Here is a 17,863-nt window from a genome sequence, read left to right on the forward strand (position 1 = left end):
TGTGGGAGGGGACGGGCGGAGCGTCAGTCGGTGTCGGAGCGCGCGGCTTTCGCCGCGTTCAGCGCATCCCACCGGCTGTCGGTCGTCGGCGGACAGTCGCACGGCCCCTCGTTCAGGTCCGCGCCGCACCGGGGGCAGAGCCCCTTGCAGTCCTCGCGGCACAGGCTGAACGCGGGCACGGCAAGCAGCCATTCCTCGCGCACCGCCGGCCGGAGGTCGAGCGACCGCGCGCCGGGAGCGAGCACGAAGACGTCGGACGCGTCGTCCGGGTCATCGAGCTCGCTCTCGGCGAAGATCATGTGGCTGTCCGCGGCGATGTGCTCCGAGACGTCGGCCAGGCAGCGCCGGCACTCGGTGGCGACGTCGCCCTCGACGCGGCCGCTGAAGTAGTAGCGCCCCGGGCCGGCCGCGGAGAGACGACCGACGACGTGAATCGGGCGGACCGGGCGTCGATCGCCCTCCTGCCAGATCTCGTCGTCGGGCGTCAACTCCCCGTCCACCGCCGCGGCGTGCGACTGCAGCGCACCGATGTCGAAGGACAGCATAGCCGAGTAAGCTACCGAGTGCCGGGACTCAATTCAAGTGACGATGCGGGGCCGACTTACGCCCCTCCGAGCCCCTGCCCCGGGAAGAAGAACTCGATCTCGGTGGCCGCGTTCTCGTCGGAGTCGGACGCGTGGATGGCGTTCCGCCCCTTGGATTCCGCGTAGAGCTTCCGCACCGTCCCGTCGGCGGCCTCGGCCGGATCGGTCGCGCCGATCGCCTCGCGCAGCGCGGCGACGGCGCTCTCCTTCTCGAGCACGAGCGGCATGCACGGGCCCGACGTCATGAACTCGACGAGCGACGCGTAGAACGGCCGCTCGCGGTGCACCGCGTAGAACTGCCCGGCGCGGTCCGACGTGAGGTGCTCCACCTTCGCGCCGCGGAGCGTGAAGCCCTTCTCCTCGAGAAGGGCGATGATCTTGCCGGCCTTCCGCGCGCCGAACGCGTCGGGCTTGATGATGGCCAGGGTACGATTCGAGGGCATTTAGGATCCGATGAGCTTTCTGACGATGTCGCCCCGCGTGAGGAAGCCGACGAGTCTTCCCTCGCGCACGACCGGGACGCGGTCGACGTCCTTGTTGGTCATCATCGACGCGACCTCGGCGAGCGGCTGCTCGGGCGAGACGCACAGGACCTGCCGCGTCATGACGTCGCGCACGGTGCGCACCCGCGCGTCGGGGCCAGGGGGCGTGGGCCCGCCGCGCTGAAGATAGCTGGACAGCATGTGCTGCAGCAGTTCGCGCTGGCCGAGCATCCCGATCACGCGCCCGTCGGCGTCGACGACGGGAAGACCCGCGACGCCGGCGCGCACCATGTCGAGCGCCGCGTCGCGCAGCGGCGTGTCGGGCGACACGGAGCGCGGCCGCGATGTCATGAGATCGCGCACGGCCAGCTGGTCGCGCACCTCGATCTCGGCGAACATGGGAAGCGCCGCGAGCCCGTCGGCCGTCGGCTGCGCGAGCACCGCGTCGACGACCTGCGGCTTCGAGAGCAGCCGCGCGAACGCGCCGACCGTGGCGAGGTAGAGCGACGCCTGCCGCGGCGGCGCGGCGACGAGCAGGATGATGCGCGCCGACTGCGTCTCCTCGCTCTCGCCGAGCTCGCGCTCGATCGGCGACGGCGCGGTGCCGAGCGCCACGACGAGCTCGCGCACCGCGTCGCTCCGGTAGTGGAGGAGAAACGCCTTGTTCCCCATCCCCACGAGATCCTCGGGCCGCTCTTCCTCGACGCGCTCGCGCAGCCGCTCGGGCTGCGACACCGCGCCCGACGCGACCAGCCGCGCGAGCAGCTCGCGCGCCGCGCCCGGCAGGTCGTCGGCCTGCAACGGAACGACGATCCGTTCCGCGACGATGAGATCCGAGAGCCTCATGGGGAGCGTGGAGCGTCGAGCGTGGAGCGTGGAGCGTCGAGAACGCGCTCCACGCTCCACGCTCGACGCTGACTCGTCAGGCGAGTCGTTCGCGCACGAGCGAGACGAAATCGATGGGCCGTTGAGCCACGCCCATGCCGGCGGCCCGGAACGCCTCGATCTTCTCGGCGGCCGTGCCCGACGAGCCGGAGATGATGGCGCCCGCGTGTCCCATGCGACGGCCTGGCGGCGCGGTCTGGCCGGCGATGAAGCCGACGACGGGCTTCGTCATGCGCGTGCGCACGAACTCGGCCGCGTCCTGCTCGTCGGTGCCGCCGATCTCGCCCATCATGGCGACGACCTTCGTCTGCGGGTCGTTCTCGAACGCCTGCAGCACGTCGATGAAGCCCGTGCCGTTGATCGGGTCGCCGCCGATGCCGACGCACGTGCTCTGACCGAGCCCGGCGCGCGTGAGGTGATAGACCACCTCGTACGTGAGCGTGCCCGAGCGGCTGACGACGCCGACGTTGCCCGGCGTGCAGATGCGGCCGGGGATGATGCCGACCTTCGCCTGTCCCGGCGTGATGAGCCCCGGACAGTTCGGGCCGACCAGTCGCGCGCCCTTCGCGATCACGTACGGGCGCACCTTCAGCATGTCGATGACCGGCACGCCCTCGGTGATGCAGACGACGAGCTGCACGCCCGCGGCCGCGGCCTCCATCATCGCGTCGGCGGCGAACGGCGGCGGCACGTAGATCACCGACGTGTTCGCGCCGGTCTCCTTCACCGCCTGCTCCACGGTGTTGAAGATCGGCACCGTGCCCTCGAACCTCTGCCCCCCCTTCCCGGGCGTGACGCCGGCCACGACGTTCGTGCCGTACTCGATCATCTGCTTGGCGTGGAACGAGCCGTCGCGGCCCGTGATCCCCTGCACCAGCAGGCGCGTGTTGCTGTCGACGAAGACGCTCACTTGGCCGCCTCCCCGCTGTTCGCGGTCGCGAGCTGCACGGCCTTCTTCACCGCCTCGTCCATGTCGGTCATCGCGGCGAACCCGTTCTCCTCGAGAATCTTCACCGCAATCTCCTCGTTCGTGCCCGTTAGGCGGATCACGATGGGCACCTGCAGCGGGTTCTGCTTCGTGGCGGTCACGATGCCGTTCGCCACGTCGTCCGTGCGCGTGATGCCGCCGAAGATGTTGAACAGGATCGCCTTCACGCTCGGATCCGACGTGATGATGCGCAGCGCGTTGACGACCTTCTCGGGGTTCGACGAGCCGCCGATGTCGAGGAAGTTCGCGGGCTCGCCGCCGTAGTACTTCACGAGGTCCATCGTCGCCATCGCGAGGCCGGCGCCGTTCACCACGCAGCCGACGTTGCCATCGAGCTTGATGAACGTGAGGTTCGCCTTGCGCGCGTCCACCTCGCTCGGCGCCTCGGAGCTCTCGTCCCGCAGCTCCTCGAGGTCGTGGCGGCGCTCCAGCTCGTTGTCGTCGATCACCATCTTCGCGTCGACGGCGATCACCTCGCCGTTAGGCGTCACGACGAGCGGGTTGATCTCGGCGAGCGAGCAGCCGTTCTCCACGAACGCCTTGTACAGCTGCTGCATGATCTTCGCGGCCGCGCGCGCCTGCTTCGCGTCGCCGTACAGGAAGAACCCGAGCTGCTGCGCCTCGAACGGCTGCAGGCCGAACACGGGATCGACCGCGTAGTACTTGATCTTCTCCGGCGTCGACGCGGCGACTTCCTCGATGTCGATGCCGCCCGCCGCGCTGACCATGAACACCGGCTTCTTCGTCGCGCGGTCGACGATGATGCCGACGTACGCCTCGGTTCCGATGTCGGCGGCCTCGGCGACGAGCACCTTCTCCACCGTGAGCCCCTTGATGTCCATGCCGAGGATCGCCTGCGCCTTCTCGCGCGCGACCTCGGGCGTCGGGCAGTACTTCACGCCGCCCGCCTTACCGCGCCCGCCGGCGTGCACCTGGGCCTTCACCATCACCGGCTTTCCGATGCGGCGCGCGATCGCCTCGGCCTCGTCGGGCGTGGTGGCGACCTCGCCCGGCGGGATCGGCACACCGTAACGACGAAGGATCTCCTTCGCCTGGTACTCGTGAATGTTCACTGGTGACTCCGAGAGTGTTAGGCGCTGCCATGATGGCAGAAGACGGGGAAGGTACCCGCGCAAATGGTGTGATTCAAGCGGATGGCTCGGCCTCAGCGCAGCGGTCTGCCGAGCGCGGCGCCGAGCGAGTCGAATGCTGCACCGAACGCGGCCCAGTCGCCCCGGCGCAGCGCGGCGCGCATCGCGTCGTACAGCGTGCGCACGCGCTCCGCGCTCGTCGCCGCGGCGGCGCGCGGCGTGGTCGGCGCGATGGCGGCGCGAGGCGCATCCCCGCCGAGTGCCTCACCGATGGACGGTGCGGCGCGCGCGGTGTCGCGCACGAGAGCCGCCACGCCGGCCGCCGCGGCCTGACCGCCGCCGTGCACGACGTACAGCGGCTGGACGTAGGCCAGCCCGTCGCCGATGGGCAGCGCGCGGATGCGCGCGCGCGCGACGTCGCGTCCGGCCCCCTCGCTGGCGTCCGCCGTCGGCGGGCCGACGGCGCGCAGCCGCTCCACCACCTCGCCCCATCGCGGGCCGGCTCTGCCGTTGGGCACCCATAGCGTCGCCGGCGACGGCCCCCCAAGCGCGACGAGCACGCCGGAGACACGATCGCCGGCGTCGAGCAGCGGCAGCGTCCAGCCGAGCGCGCGCTCGCCCGCGGTCGTCGTCGGCAGCAGCGCCAGCGCGCGCGGCGCGAGGCCGAGCGTGCTGTCGACGCCGTCGCCGCCGGGAAGATGGACCGGCGTCGGGATCATGTCGCCGCGAGTCCCGTACTGCGACATCGCCGACGCTTGCAGCAGCACACCGTCCGTCGGCGGCGGCAGCGCCGCAACGAGGCTCGGCGGCAGCGCCGACGGCGCGGAGAACAGCAGCGGGAAGCGCCGGACCCACGTCTCCGTCAGCCGATCGGGGGATGGATCGGCGACGATGGTGACCGCCCCGCTCTCACCGTTCACGACGGCGATGGCGGCGTGCTGGAAGTAGCTCCACGCTGCGCGACCGACCGCGTAGCGCTGGCTCAGCGGGAACGACGGCGACGCGGCGTACAGGTGGCACAGCCAGTACACGGTGTCGCGCGCGAACGCGGGCGTGAGCGCGTGCCCCTGCGAGAAGAACGGCGCGATCTCCGTCAGCCGCTCACGCACGTCACGATGCCGCACGATGACGGGGCTCTCGAGTCGGTCGAGCGCGTCGGTGAACAGCAGCCGGAAGTCGCGCTCGTCCCACGCGTGCGCGAGGCGCGCGCCGAACGACGCGATGGGGTCGGCGAGGACGCGGCCAGTGGTGTCGTTGATGATGAGGTGCCCCGTCGCCTGCGGGCGCACGACGAGCCTCCGCTCGCGTCCCGATCCTTCGCCGAGCACGCCATTGGGTGTCGCGCGGCCGAGCGAGTCGAGAAGGATGGGATCCCCGGCGGCGTCGGCGAGCGACGCGGAGGCGAGCGCCACGTCCCACGACAGCGGCTCGCCGTCGGGCGGCGCGGCCGGGCGCGTGACCGCGACCGCGGCGAGGTGGCCACCGATCGGCTGCCAGCCGATGTCGTCGGAGACCATCTCGCCGCGACGCGCGCGCTCGATGCCACGCGCCAGCACCGCCGGATCCCAGAGTGGAATGGCGAGCCCCGCGCTGTCGGCCGATGCGAGCCCGTAGCCCGTCGCGCGTTGAATGCGATTCACGCCGTACGCGGTCTGCGTGACCACGGCGCGATTGCGCAGGTAGGGCACGTCACGCCGCGCGATCTCCGCGCCGCCGACGAGCCGCGCGCCGACGACCGGGACGATGCCGCGCAGGACGACCGTGAGCCCGAGCACCGCGGTGATGACCCACAGCGTGAGGCGTCCCTGTCCCTGCCACGCCGCGTGGAGGACGAGCAGCGCGCCGATCGCGGTGAGCGCCGCGAGCACGAAGCGGCTCCGCATCGCAATGCGGTGGTCGACGTACACGAACGCGTCGTTCTGGCCGCTGCCCGCGGAGAGCAGCGCGTATGCGTCGAGCCGATGGCCCCACGCGAGCACGAGCAGCAGGCACGCCGCGAGCACGGTGAGGTGGCGCCGCACGTGCCGCGTCGTACGCAGTCGTCCGGCATCCCACCGCAGGTCCGCGGTGAGCGCGTACAGCAGCACCACGATCGCCGCCGCGGCGAGCAGCAGCCACACGCCCCACAGGTAGAGCGCGTTCTCGAACGGCAGCCAGTGGACGAAGAACGCGAGATCGGCGCCCGTGTACGGCTCCGGCACGCCGAACGCGCGCCCGAACTGCACCATGTCGAACGCCATCCAGTCGTCGACGAACAGCGACAGCCCGAGCCCCGCGACGAGAGCGACGGCGCCCGCGAACCAGAGCAGCTGTCGCCCCGGCACCTTCTCGCGGATCTCGAGGTCGCCGAGGCGGCGCGGCATCTCCAGCGACTCCACCGACGTGCTGACGCCGTACAGGTTCGCGAACAGGAACGCGCTGCCGGCGAGCGTCAGCACGAGCCGCAGCGCCGCGAGGTCGGTCACGCGCGCGCGCCAGACGGAGAGCGGCCCGTCGCCGAGCGCGGCGAACCAGCGATAGTCGACGTAGACGGACGCGACGAGCCGGCCGCCGAACAGGATGGCGGCGACGAGCGCGGCGAGGGCGAGCAAGCGCCGCGCGTTCATCGGCGGCGCGGCGAGCTCAATGCCCGACGCCGGGCGTCGGGTCCACGCCCTGCCCTCGCAGCCAGTCCTCCATCTCCGCGCGGATGGCGTCGCGGCGCTCCGGCGTGAGCGCCTCGTAGCGGGTGACGAGAATCGGCTGCGTGTTGGACGCGCGGATCAGCCCCCATCCGTCGCCGAACAGGACGCGTGCGCCGTCGACCTCCACGACGTCGTGCGTCCGCTTGAAGTGCCGCACCGCCTCGGCGACGAGCTCGAACTTGCGCTCGTCGGGGACGTCGACGCGCAGCTCCGGTGTGGAGACGAACTTCGGCACGTCGGCGAGCAGCTCCGAGACCGAGCGGCCGGAGTCGGCGACGATGCGCAGCAGGCGCGCGGCGCCGTAGAGGGCGTCGTCGTGTCCGTAGAAGCCCTCGGTGAAGAACATGTGCCCGCTCATCTCGCCGGCGATGGGCGCGCCGAGCTCCTTCATCTTGTCCTTGATGAGCGAGTGCCCGGTCTTCCACATCACCGGCGTGCCCCCCGCCGCGTCGACCGCGTGCGGCAGCGCCTGCGAGCACTTCACGTCGAAGATGATCGGCTGCCCGCGGCCCGTTCGCGCCAGCACGTCGCGCGCGTACAGGATCAGCAGGTGATCGCCCCACACGATCTCGCCCTGGTCGTCGATCAGGCCGATGCGGTCGGCGTCGCCGTCGAACGCCACGCCGAGGTCCGCGCCCTCGCGCCTAACGGCGCTCACCACGTCGTGGAGGTTCTCCACCACCGTGGGGTCCGGGTGGTGGTTCGGGAACGTGCCGTCGCTCTCGGCGAACAGGTGCGTCACGCGCGCGCCGAGCCGGTCGAGGAGCTGCGGGCCGACCAGCGCGCCGGCGCCGTTGCCGTAGTCCGCGACGACGCGCAGTGGCCGCGAGAGCCGTCCGGTGCGAGCGACGATGTCGTCGACGTAGCGGTCGACGACGTCGATCTCGCGCACGACACCGTGCGCGCGCTCCGAAGGCTCGGCGACGGCGAGTCGGTACAGCCGCTGGATGTCGTCGCCGTGGATCGTGCCCTTCCCGACGCTCAGCTTGAAGCCATTGTACTGCGGCGGGTTGTGCGACCCCGTGATCTGGATGCCGCCGACGACGTCCTCGTTGTGCAGCGTCCAGTACAGCACCGGCGTCGGCACCACGCCGATGTCCAGGACGTCAAAGCCGCCCGAGGTGATGCCGTCGACGAGCGCGTCGCGCAGCGCGCTGCCGCTCGGACGGTTGTCGCGCCCGACGGCGACGGCGCCGCGCTCCGTGCCCTCCTCGCGCAGCAGCGCCGCGTAGCCGCGCCCGAGCGCGAGCGCCACGTCGGGTGTGAGGTCGCGGCCGACGACGCCGCGAACGTCGTACTGCCGGAAGATGTGCTGCGGGAGCGCGGCGACTGGCATGCGATCGGGGCGAGAATCGAGGTGCGGGCGTCGCAGGTCAGCGAGCGTCGGCGCTCACCGCGGTGGCGCCCGCGACGGGGCGCGCGCCGGGCGGGCGGATGGTGCTCTGGCTCGCGCCACGGAGCAGCTGCGTCGGCGCGAAGCCGAGCACGAAGATCAGCACCACGGTCGCGCCGATCACCGCCTGCGTGAGACGCCCGACGGGCGGCGGCTCGGGTGCGTCGTCCGGACGGGGGCGCATGAACATTACGGTGATCACGTACAGGTAGTACGCGGCCGAGATCACGCTCGTCGTCACGAGCGCGACGACGAGCAGCGTCTGCGGCGCGCCGCCACCGCGCAGCGCCGCCTGGATCATGTACCACTTCGCCCAGAACCCGACGCCGCCGAACACCGGGAAGCCGAGCAGCGCGAGCAGGCACGCCGACATCGCGAGCGTGAGCCCGGGGCGCACGAAGAACAGGCCGTTGTACTCGTCGAAGCTGAGCGCGGGCTCGCCGCGCCGGCTGAGCGCCGCGACGACCGCGAACACGCCCATCGTCGAGAGCGTGTACGCGAAGAGATAGAACAGGAACGCCGCGGGGCCCGTGACGACGTTCTGGCTCGCGCCGACGCTCGGCCCCACCACGACGGCGACGAGCACGTAGCCGGCGTGCGCGATGCTCGAGTAGGCGAGCATGCGCTTGATGTTGCGCTGCGCGATGGCGGTGACGTTGCCGACAATCATGGTGACGACGGCGAGCCACCATATCACCGCGTGCCACATCGCGTAGGCGGGCGAGAGCGCCTCGACGAACACGCGCAGGAATGCCGCGAACGCCGCCGCCTTCACGGACGCGGCCATGAACGCGGTGTACGGCGTCGGGGCGCCGTCGTACGCGTCGGGCGCCCACATGTGGAAGGGCGCCGCCGCGACCTTGAAGCCGAAGCCGACGACGAGCAGCCCGATGCCGATCTTCAGCATCGGCGAGTTCAGCGTCGCAGGATTCGCGAGCGCCGCCGAGATGGCGTCGAAGCGCGTCGCGCCGGACGCCCCGTAGACGAGCGCCATGCCGTACAGCAGGAACGCGGAGGAGAACGCGCCGAGCAGGAAGTACTTCAGCGCGGCCTCCGCCGACCGCGCGCTCCGCCGGTTGATCGCCGCGAGCGCGTACACGGCGATCGACATCACCTCGATTCCGAGGAAGACCAGGATCAGGTCGCGCGCCGCGGCCAGCAGCATCATCCCCTGGGTCGCGAACAGCACGAGCACGTGGGTCTCGGGCGACGTGATCGCGGCGCGCCGCTGGGCCTCGATGGCGAGCGGGATGGTGAAGATCGCGCCGACGAGGAGGATCGCGTCGACCGCCCACCGGAAGTTGTCGGTCGCGATGATCCCCTGATCGATGCTCGGCGTCGCCCACGCCGACCAGCCGACGACGGCGAGCGTGATCGCGAGCAGCGCGACGCTCAACGCGCCAACGCGGTACTGGTGCTCGTCGCTCTGTCGCCGCCATCCCGCGAGCAGGACGATGAGCAGCGTGCCGGCGCCGAGCACCAGGTCCGGGATCAGCGCGCTCGCGAGCGACCGCGGATCGAGTAGCGTGGCGCCCACGTCAGCGCCCTCCGTCCGTCGCGCCCGACGTCCGCGCGACGGCCTGGACTTTCACCGGAGCCGTGCCGAGCGCCTGCTCGGCCGCGCGCGACTCGACCTGATGCACCAGGCGCGCGAGCGTCGGCTCCATTCGCCGGAGGAACGGCGCCGGGAACACGCCCATCACCACGATGAACCCGCAGAGCGGGATCAGCATGATCGCCTCGCGGAAGTTCAGATCCGGCAGCCCGCGGTTGCGCGCGTTGTTCAGCGGATTGAACAGCACCCGCTGCACGCACCAGAGCATGTAGCACGCGGAGAGGATCACGCCGAGCGACGCGACGAGCGCGAGCACCGGGTAGCGGGCGAACGAGCCGAGGAGGACGAGGAACTCGCCGACGAACCCGAACGTCCCCGGCACCGCGATGCTGCTCAGCGTCGCCGCCATCAGGCAGGCGCCGTAGAGCGGCATGACGCGGGCGATGCCGCCGAACTGCGACAGGTCGCGCGTGTGGCGCCGGTCGTAGAGCATGCCGACCATGAGGAACAGCCCCGCCGACGACAACCCGTGCGCGAGCTGCACCATCATCGCGCCCTGCAGGCTCTCCGTGGTGAGCGCGAAGATGCCGAGCGTGACGAACCCCATGTGACTGACCGAGGAGTACGCCACCAATCGCTTGAAGTCGGTCTGCACGAGCGCCACGAGCGCGCCGACGATGATGCTGATGATGCCGAGCGCGAGGACGATGTTGCGGACCGTCGAGTTGAGCACGACCCCCGGGAACAGCGGGAGGATGATCCGCATGAAGCCGTACGATCCCATCTTCAGCAGGATGGCCGCGAGGTCCACGGATCCCTCGGTCGGCGCCTGCACGTGCGCGTCGGGGAGCCACGTGTGGAACGGCCACATCGGGATCTTCACGGCGAAGGCGGCGAAGAAGCCGAGGAACAGCCAGAACGACTCGCGCGCCGTCGGGCGGAAGTACTGGAGCGCGTTCTCGAACAGGAAGCTCGGCCGATCGACCGACTGGGCGCCGGCCGCGAGCATCGCGTCGCCGGTCTTGAAGCCGATGTAGAGGATCGCCACGAGCATGAACAGCGATCCGATGAACGTGTAGAGGAAGAACTTCAGTCCCGCGTACACGCGCCGTTCCCCGCCCCACACCCCGATGATGATGAACATCGGGATGAGCACCAGCTCCCAGAAGAAGTAGAACATCACGAAGTCGCGCGCCATGAACACGCCGAGCATCCCGGTGGTCAGCACCAGGAACAGGGCGTGGTAGCTGTGCACGGCGCGGTCAATGTTCGTCCAGCTCGCGAACGCGGCGATCGGGAGCAGGAACGTCACGAGCAGCACGAGGAACAGCGAGATGCCGTCGATGCCGAGCGACATCGACACGCCCCACTCCGGGATCCACGCCCACGTGCTCGTGAACTGGAACGCGGCGCCGTTCGGCTCGTAGGTGAACCACATCCCGAGCGAGAGCAGGAACTCGAGCTCGAAGATGACGAACGGCAGCCACCGCGCGAACGCCTCGAACTGTCGCCCGAAGTGCCGCGTGCGGTACTCGTAGATGCCGTGCAGCCACGTCAGGATCGCGCCGATCGCCGGGAGGAACAGCAGCGTCGGCAGGATCCACTTGTCGTAGCCGATGGACAGCAGGAAGTCGCGGATCGCGTTGAACATCAGGGTGTCGATCGCGTTACCGGAGGGTGAAGGCGCCGAGCACCACGATGACGCCGATCAGCAGAACCCACGCGTAGTTGCCCACCTGCCCCGACTGGAACCGCGAGCCCATGAACGCGAGGAGCTGCGGCAGCTTCGCGCCGATGCCGTTCACGAACAGGCGATCGATGATCCCCATGTCGAGCCCCTGATACAGCACCTTGCTCGACGTCTCGAGCGTGGGGCGGACGATGGCACGGTCGTACAGCTCGTCGACGTAGAACTTGTCGCGGAGCACGCGCTCCACGCCCTGCTCCTCGGGCGCCTCGTCCTTCGGCACGAGCCGCTGCGGCTTCAGCACGACCGCGGCGATCGCGATGCCGACGAGCGCGATGAGGACCGCGAACCCGACGAGCGCGTACTCGGTGCCGTGCGGGATCTCCGGCGAGTCCGCCGCGATGCGCCGCGTCGCCGCGCCGACGACGGGCTCCAGCCAGTGCTCGAGCCCCTCGACCGGTCCGAGCGGCAGCAGCGCCGGGAGGTTGAGCCACCCGCCCACGACGCTCGCCACCGCGAGCACCACGAGCGGCAGCGTCATCGTCCATCCCGACTCGTGCAGGTGGTGGCGTACGAGATCCCCGCCGGTGCGGTTCGGCCCGAAGAACGTGTAGATCATCATCCGCGACATGTAGATCGCGGTGAGCAGCGCCGTGACGATCCCGAACGCATAGACCAGGTACAGCCACGCCGAGCCCGAGACGCCGAGCAGCGACGCCTGCGCGAGCAGCGACCCGTCCGCGCGCGCGAACGCGCTGGAGAGGATCTCGTCCTTCGAGAAGAACCCCGCGAACGGCGGCACGCCGGCGATGGCGAGCGTCGCGATCCCCATGGTCGCGAACGTGATGGGCATGTAGCGCCGCAGCCCGCCCATGTTGCGCATGTCCTGCGCGTCCTCGTCGACGCCCTCCTCGTGGAAGGCGTGGTGCACCGCGTGGATCACCGAGCCCGCCCCGAGGAACAGGAGCGCCTTGAAGAACGCGTGCGTCACAAGGTGGAAGATGCCCGCGGTGTACGCGCCCACGCCGACGGCGACGAACATGTAGCCGAGCTGCGAGACGGTGGAGTACGCGAGCACCTTCTTGATGTCCCACTGCTTCAGCCCGATGAGCGCCGCGAACAGCGCCGTCAGCGCCCCGACGAGCGCGACGACGAGGCTCGCGACGGGGGCCGCCGCGAAGATGGCCGAGCTGCGCGCGACGAGGTACACACCGGCCGTCACCATCGTCGCCGCGTGGATCAGCGCGGACACGGGCGTCGGGCCGGCCATGGCGTCCGGCAGCCACACGTAGAGCGGGATCTGCGCGCTCTTGCCGGTGCAGCCGAGGAACAGGAACAGCGCGATCGCGGTGACGACCGCCGTCCCGACCGGCTGTGCCGCGACCGCCGCCGAGACCGTGCCGAAGTCGAGCGCCCGGAAGTTCCAGAACATCATGAACATCGCGATCAGGAACCCGAAGTCGCCGATGCGGTTCACGACGAACGCTTTCTTGCCCGCGTCCGCGTTCGCCTTTTCGGTGAACCAGAACCCGATGAGGAAGTACGAGCAGAGCCCGACGCCCTCCCACCCCACGAACATCAGTGGGTAGTTCGCGCCGAGCACCAGCACGAGCATGAAGAAGACGAACAGGTTGAGGTACGCGAAGTATCTCGCGTACGCCCCGTCGTCGCGCATGTAGCCGACGCTGAACAGGTGAATGAGCGTCCCGACGCCGGTGATGACGAGCGTCATCACCATCGACAGCTGATCGAGCTGCAGCGTCACGCCGACGTCGAGCGTCCCGGCCGACATCCAGTCCCAGTAGCGCGCGAGGAACGGCGTCTCCGGGTGCGTGCGCAGCATGGCGAAGAAGATCGCGAGCGCGATCGCGAACGCCGCGCCGAGCACCGCCACGCCGACGATGCTCACGAGCCCGAGGAACGGGTGCCGCACGGGCGGCGCGTGCGCGCCCGCCTCGTGCCCGTCCTCGTGGTGGTCGCCATGGTCGCTCGGCTTCACCACGGGATGCGAGCCGGTCGTGCGCGTGCGCACGTCCTGTCCCTCAACCGCCGACATCAGGCGCGGCGCCCTCGTCTCGGCGCGCTCGACGAGCGTGGGGGCGACCGGGATCGCATGCTCCCCCGTGTGAATCGGGTCGGGGTCGAACGGGCCGGGGTGCCACTCGGTCAGGATGCCGATCGCGCCGTTCACGAACGCGCCGAGCAGCGGGAGCAGGACCACGAGCCAGATCCACTCGGCGGCGGTCCCGGAGAGTGGGTGCGCGCCGGCCGCAGCCGCCTGGAGAAGGAACATGAGCCGGGTCAGCCCTTGAGCAGATTGATGTTCGCGAGATCCACCGACCGGAAGTGCCGGAAGACCGCGATCACGATCGCGAGCCCGACGGCCGCCTCCGCGGCGGCCACCGTCATGACGAAGATGACGAACACCTGCCCCGACGCGCTGCCGTGCATGCGCGCGAGCGCCACGAAGCTGAGGTTGACTGCATTCAGCATCAGCTCCACGCACATGAACACGATCAGCGCGTTGCGGCGCGTGATGACGCCCATCGCGCCGATCGCGAACAGCAGCGCCGAGAAGAACAGCGCCTCCTCGATCATTCGCCCACCTCCGTGCGCCGAGCGAGGACCACCGCGCCCACCACCGCGGCGAGCAGCAGGATGCTCGTCACCTCGAAGGCGAGGAGCTGGTCGGTGAACAGCACCTGCGCGAGCGGCGCGATCACCTGGCGCGTCGGCTCGGTCTCCGGGGCGACCTGCGGGATGCGGCCGCGCGTGAGCGCGACGAGCTGCACGGCGAGCACGATGCCGAGCGCGAGACCGGCGAGCCGCCCCCACTTCCCGCGGAAGTCGCCGAGCCCCTCGGCGTGCCCGAGGTTCAGCAGCATGACGACGAACAGGAACACGACCATGATCGCGCCCGCGTAGACCAGCACCTGCACGGCGCCGACGAACTGCGCGTCGAGCATCACGTACATGGCGGCGAGCGAGAACATCGCGTTCACCAGCCACAGCGCGGCCGCGACGGGGCTCTTGCGGGTCACGAACAGCAGCGCCGACGCGACCGCGATCAGCCCGAAGAGATCGAAGTTGACCTGATAGAACAGGCTCAATGCGTGCACGTCGCCCTCACTCGCCGAGTGGGTCGGCCGGATCCCACATCTCGCATACCGGGTGCGTCTGGGCCGTGAGCCGCTCGAGGTCGTACACGAACCCCTCGCGGCTGTACTCCGCGTTCTCGTAGTGCCGGCCGACGTGGATCGCCTCCTCCGGGCACACCTCCTGACAGTAGCCGCAGAAGATGCAGCGGAACTCGTCGATCTCGAACACGAGCGGGTAGCGGTTCCCGTCCTCGTCCTCGCCGGGCACGAGCTTGATGCAGTTCGCCGGGCAGACGGTGGGACAGAGGCCGCACGCGACGCACTTCGCCTTCCCGGTCTCGGTCGTGAGCATGCGGTGCGTGCCGCGCCACCGGCGCGAGATCGCTTCCTTCTCCTCCGGGTACTGCGTCGTCACCTCGTGACGCCGCCCGGACACGAAGTGGCGGAACGTGTTCGCCATCCCGCTCAGTGTCGCCCGGATGTAGCTCACCTGCTCCACCGGGCGGTTCATCACCTTGACGTTGATCGGCATCAGTCCGCCCCCCCCGCTGCCTCGGCCAGATCGCGCCGGCGCGTCGCGCTCATGTTGCGCAGCTCCCTGAGCTGCCGCTCGGACATGGGGCCGTACGCGGGGCTGACGAGTCGGCCGCGGTCCAGCCCCACGAACAGCAGCAGCACCAGCACGAGATTCAGCGCGATGAGCGCGCCCGAGAACACCCATCCGCGGTAGTAGCCGAGCGCGTTCAGCGCCAGCATCGCCCCCGCGATGATCATCACGTACGCGAGCGCCAGCGGGAGCATGAACTTCCAGCCGAGCGACATGAGCTGGTCGTAGCGGAAGCGCGGCAGCGTCCACCGCACCCACATGAACGTGAAGACGAAGAACAGCGTCTTCGCGCCGAACATGAGGAGCGTCGCGAGCCACTTGAACACGCTGTACGGCGCCACGTTGTCCCACGTCGTGAACGGGATGTCGTAGCCGCCGAAGAACAGCGTCGTCATCAGCGCGCTCGCCGTCACCACGTTCGAGTACTCGGCGATGAAGAACATCGAGAACTTCATCCCGCTGTACTCGGTGTGGTAGCCCGCCACCAGCTCGCTCTCCGCCTCCGGCAGGTCGAACGGCAGCCGGTTCGTCTCCGCGAACGCGGCGACGAGAAAGATGAAGAACGAGACGGTGACCAGCAGCACGTTCCATCCCTGGCTCACCTGCTGCGCGATGATGTCCTTCAGCGCCACGTTGCCGGCGAGCAGCAGCACGGGGATCGTCGACATGCCCATCGCGATCTCGTACGACACCATCTGTGCGCTCGAGCGGAGGCCGCCGAGCAGCGAGTACTTGCTGTTCGACGCCCACCCGGCGAGCACGATGCCGTACACGCCGAGCGACGCGATGGCGAGGATGTAGAGGAAGCCGACCGGCAGGTCGGCGACGACCATGTCGACGAGGCCCCACGGCGTCGGCAGCGGCGCCGCGAACGGGATGACGGCGAACGTCAGCAGCGCCGGGATGAACGCCATCGCCGGCGCGAGCGTGAACAGCGGCTTGTACGCGAAGTCCGGGTTCGTCTCTTCCTTCATGAAGTTCTTCAGACCGTCCGCCGCCGGCTGCAGCAGCCCGCCCGGCCCCACGCGGTTCGGGCCCGGCCGGTCCTGGATGAACGCCGCGACCTTCCGCTCCATGAGCGTGAGCAGCGCCACCGTCACCATGAGGACGGTGAAGACGACGACGATCTTGAACAGCGACCAGAAGAAGAACGACGTGTTCCCCGGCGGCACCACCTGCGGGTCGAACGCCTGCAGGAGCGCGAGCACGTGCACCGCGGCGCTCATGCGACCCCCGCCAGCTCGGCCGGTGCGAACCGCTCGGCATCGGCCACGGGGCGACCCTTGAGGCCTAACGACTCGTAGGACATGTCGGCGAAGCTCGGGTGTCCCGCGGCGAGCGCGGCGAACGCGTCGCGCGCGGTGAAGTAGCCGCTGCCCTCGCCCATCGCGGCGAGCAGGTCGCCGAGCACGTACCACGCGGGACGCGCCAGCCCGGGGCCGGGCTTCGCCTGCGTGTAGCGCTGCACGCGGCCGCGCAGGTTCGTGAACGTGCCCTCCTCCTCGGCCATGTTCGTGATCGGCAGCACCACGTCGGCCGATGCCGCCCACGTCGGATGCGTCGTGCCGACGACGATCACCGAGACGCCGGCGGGGACCGACGGGGGCTCGTGCGCGAGCTCCTCGTCGGCGACCACCAGCACGTCGCCTGCTCCGAGACCGGCGAGCGGATCGTCGCTCCGCTCGAAGCCGAGGATCTCGGCGCCGGTCACGTTCGCGGCGCGCTCGGGGCGGAGCGCGAGGTCCGGCACGCCGGGCAGCGGTACCTCGTCGCCGACGCGCACCGTGAAGCGGCCCACGCCGCTCGTGCGATCGATCACGCGCTTCAGCAGGTAGAGCGCCTCGTTGCTCAGCATCGGCGACGCGAGCACCACCGCCCGCTTGCCGGCGAGCAGCGCCGCCGCGGCGCGGAGCGCGTGCTCCCATTCCACCGGCACCAGCGTCCCGCCGGCGCGCGCGTACGGCAGCTCCACGCGATCGCGGCGCTCGAGCCAGCGGTAGCCGAGCCGCCCCTCGTCGCAGAGGAAGAACTTGTTCACGTCGTCGTTCGACCGCGGACGCTGCCTGACGACCGTGCCCTCGCGCGTCTCGAGGATGCTGTTGCACCCCTGCGTGCAGTTCGGGCACACCGACGCCGCGCGGTCGAGCTCCCACGCGCGGGCCTTGTTCAGGAAGTCCTTCGACAGGAGCGCGCCGACGGGGCACAGCTCGATGACGTTGCCCGCCCACGGATTGGTCAGGTCGGCCTCGGCGTGCTTGCCGATCACCGCGCGGTCGCCGCGCTCGCTGACGTTCAGCACCGGCTCCTGCACCACGTTGTCCATGAAGCGAACGCACCGCGTGCAGAGGATGCAGCGGTTCGTGACGTACAGGACGTCGCCGCCGAAGTCCTCCACCGGGTTGAAGCGCTTCGGCTCCAGGTAGCGCGAGTCCTTGCGCCCCTCCTGGAACGTGTAGTCCTGCAGCTCGCACTCGCCCGCCTGGTCGCAGATCGGGCAGTCGAGCGGGTGGTTGATGAGCAGGAACTCGAGCACGCCCTTGCGCGCGTCGAGCGCCTTCGGCGAGTGCACGTGCACGATCTGCCCCTCGCCCACCGCCGTCGCGCACGACGGGGCGAGCTTCGGCATCTTCTCCACTTCCACGAGGCACATCCGGCACACGCCGGCCACCGGCAGCCCCGGGTGGTAGCAGTAGTGCGGGATGAGGATGCCGGCGGTCTTCGCCGCCTCGAGGATGCTCGTGCCTTCGGGGACCGTGACCGGGCGGCCCTCGATGGTGAGGTTGATCAGCTTCGGCTCGGCCATGTCGTT

At 70.0% G+C, this 17,863-nt stretch carries 15 protein-coding genes; all 15 read right to left on the bottom strand.

The annotated features are described in order from the left end of the window. Window positions 1-23: 23 nt before the first annotated feature. Window positions 24-545 carry a YceD family protein gene (locus J421_RS16475; RefSeq protein WP_025412278.1) on the bottom strand — a complete coding sequence of 174 codons (522 nt, stop codon included), beginning with the start codon at window positions 543-545 and terminating at the stop codon, window positions 24-26. A 56-nt stretch (window positions 546-601) separates the two neighbouring features. Next, window positions 602-1,027 carry a nucleoside-diphosphate kinase gene (ndk, locus tag J421_RS16480; RefSeq protein ID WP_025412279.1) on the bottom strand — a complete coding sequence of 142 codons (426 nt, stop codon included), beginning with the start codon at window positions 1,025-1,027 and terminating at the stop codon, window positions 602-604. Beyond that, complete coding sequence (locus tag J421_RS16485) at window positions 1,028-1,912, bottom strand: CBS domain-containing protein (protein WP_025412280.1); 885 nt, start codon at window positions 1,910-1,912, stop codon at window positions 1,028-1,030. Window positions 1,913-1,988: 76 nt separating this feature from the next. Further along, the gene (sucD, locus tag J421_RS16490) at window positions 1,989-2,861 is read right to left on the bottom strand and encodes a succinate--CoA ligase subunit alpha (RefSeq protein ID WP_025412281.1); all 873 of its coding nucleotides are present in this window, start codon (window positions 2,859-2,861) and stop codon (window positions 1,989-1,991) included. Next, window positions 2,858-4,012, bottom strand: coding sequence for an ADP-forming succinate--CoA ligase subunit beta (gene sucC / locus J421_RS16495; protein ID WP_025412282.1), 1,155 nt, complete (start codon window positions 4,010-4,012; stop codon window positions 2,858-2,860). The genes sucD and sucC overlap by 4 nt, the downstream gene beginning before the upstream one ends. Window positions 4,013-4,104: 92 nt before the next feature. Then, window positions 4,105-6,636: a UPF0182 family protein gene (locus J421_RS16500; RefSeq protein WP_025412283.1), complete on the bottom strand. Its 2,532-nt coding sequence runs from the start codon at window positions 6,634-6,636 to the stop codon at window positions 4,105-4,107. Window positions 6,637-6,652: 16 nt separating this feature from the next. After that, entirely contained in the window at window positions 6,653-8,050 is a 1,398-nt protein-coding gene (locus J421_RS16505) for a phosphomannomutase/phosphoglucomutase (protein ID WP_025412284.1), read from the bottom strand. Between the two features lie 37 nt (window positions 8,051-8,087). Next, on the bottom strand, window positions 8,088-9,644 hold the full coding sequence (locus tag J421_RS16510) for an NADH-quinone oxidoreductase subunit N (RefSeq protein WP_025412285.1): 1,557 nt from the start codon (window positions 9,642-9,644) through the stop codon (window positions 8,088-8,090). A gap of 1 nt (window position 9,645) precedes the next feature. Further along, window positions 9,646-11,313 carry a complex I subunit 4 family protein gene (locus J421_RS16515; RefSeq protein ID WP_025412286.1) on the bottom strand — a complete coding sequence of 556 codons (1,668 nt, stop codon included), beginning with the start codon at window positions 11,311-11,313 and terminating at the stop codon, window positions 9,646-9,648. A 16-nt stretch (window positions 11,314-11,329) separates the two neighbouring features. Continuing rightward, window positions 11,330-13,642, bottom strand: a complete 2,313-nt coding sequence (gene nuoL / locus J421_RS16520; RefSeq protein WP_025412287.1) for an NADH-quinone oxidoreductase subunit L — start codon at window positions 13,640-13,642, stop codon at window positions 11,330-11,332. Window positions 13,643-13,650: 8 nt separating this feature from the next. Beyond that, on the bottom strand, window positions 13,651-13,947 hold the full coding sequence (gene nuoK, locus J421_RS16525; protein WP_025412288.1) for an NADH-quinone oxidoreductase subunit NuoK: 297 nt from the start codon (window positions 13,945-13,947) through the stop codon (window positions 13,651-13,653). Continuing rightward, entirely contained in the window at window positions 13,944-14,468 is a 525-nt protein-coding gene (locus J421_RS16530) for an NADH-quinone oxidoreductase subunit J family protein (protein ID WP_158508817.1), read from the bottom strand. Before J421_RS16530 ends, nuoK begins: the two co-directional genes overlap by 4 nt. Window positions 14,469-14,475: 7 nt before the next feature. Then, window positions 14,476-14,979, bottom strand: coding sequence for a NuoI/complex I 23 kDa subunit family protein (locus J421_RS16535; RefSeq protein WP_236646260.1), 504 nt, complete (start codon window positions 14,977-14,979; stop codon window positions 14,476-14,478). Then, window positions 14,979-16,280 carry an NADH-quinone oxidoreductase subunit NuoH gene (nuoH, locus tag J421_RS16540; RefSeq protein ID WP_104022716.1) on the bottom strand — a complete coding sequence of 434 codons (1,302 nt, stop codon included), beginning with the start codon at window positions 16,278-16,280 and terminating at the stop codon, window positions 14,979-14,981. The genes J421_RS16535 and nuoH overlap by 1 nt, the downstream gene beginning before the upstream one ends. After that, entirely contained in the window at window positions 16,277-17,857 is a 1,581-nt protein-coding gene (locus J421_RS16545) for an NADH-quinone oxidoreductase subunit G (protein ID WP_025412292.1), read from the bottom strand. Before J421_RS16545 ends, nuoH begins: the two co-directional genes overlap by 4 nt. Between the last annotated feature and the right edge of the window lie 6 nt (window positions 17,858-17,863).

This window comes from Gemmatirosa kalamazoonensis, assembly GCF_000522985.1.
GTDB lineage: Bacteria > Gemmatimonadota > Gemmatimonadetes > Gemmatimonadales > Gemmatimonadaceae > Gemmatirosa > Gemmatirosa kalamazoonensis.

Bases quoted from the DNA above. Each gene is read 5' to 3' on its own strand.
- J421_RS16475 (WP_025412278.1), bottom strand. From the start codon at position 545: ATGCTGTCCTTCGACATCGGTGCGCTGCAGTCGCACGCCGCGGCGGTG.
- ndk (WP_025412279.1), bottom strand. From the start codon at position 1,027: ATGCCCTCGAATCGTACCCTGGCCATCATCAAGCCCGACGCGTTCGGC.
- J421_RS16485 (WP_025412280.1), bottom strand. From the start codon at position 1,912: ATGAGGCTCTCGGATCTCATCGTCGCGGAACGGATCGTCGTTCCGTTG.
- nuoH (WP_104022716.1), bottom strand. From the start codon at position 16,280: ATGAGCGCCGCGGTGCACGTGCTCGCGCTCCTGCAGGCGTTCGACCCG.
- nuoK (WP_025412288.1), bottom strand. From the start codon at position 13,947: ATGATCGAGGAGGCGCTGTTCTTCTCGGCGCTGCTGTTCGCGATCGGC.
- nuoL (WP_025412287.1), bottom strand. From the start codon at position 13,642: ATGTTCCTTCTCCAGGCGGCTGCGGCCGGCGCGCACCCACTCTCCGGG.
- J421_RS16545 (WP_025412292.1), bottom strand. From the start codon at position 17,857: ATGGCCGAGCCGAAGCTGATCAACCTCACCATCGAGGGCCGCCCGGTC.
- J421_RS16500 (WP_025412283.1), bottom strand. From the start codon at position 6,636: ATGAACGCGCGGCGCTTGCTCGCCCTCGCCGCGCTCGTCGCCGCCATC.
- J421_RS16535 (WP_236646260.1), bottom strand. From the start codon at position 14,979: ATGCCGATCAACGTCAAGGTGATGAACCGCCCGGTGGAGCAGGTGAGC.
- J421_RS16515 (WP_025412286.1), bottom strand. From the start codon at position 11,313: ATGTTCAACGCGATCCGCGACTTCCTGCTGTCCATCGGCTACGACAAG.
- J421_RS16505 (WP_025412284.1), bottom strand. From the start codon at position 8,050: ATGCCAGTCGCCGCGCTCCCGCAGCACATCTTCCGGCAGTACGACGTT.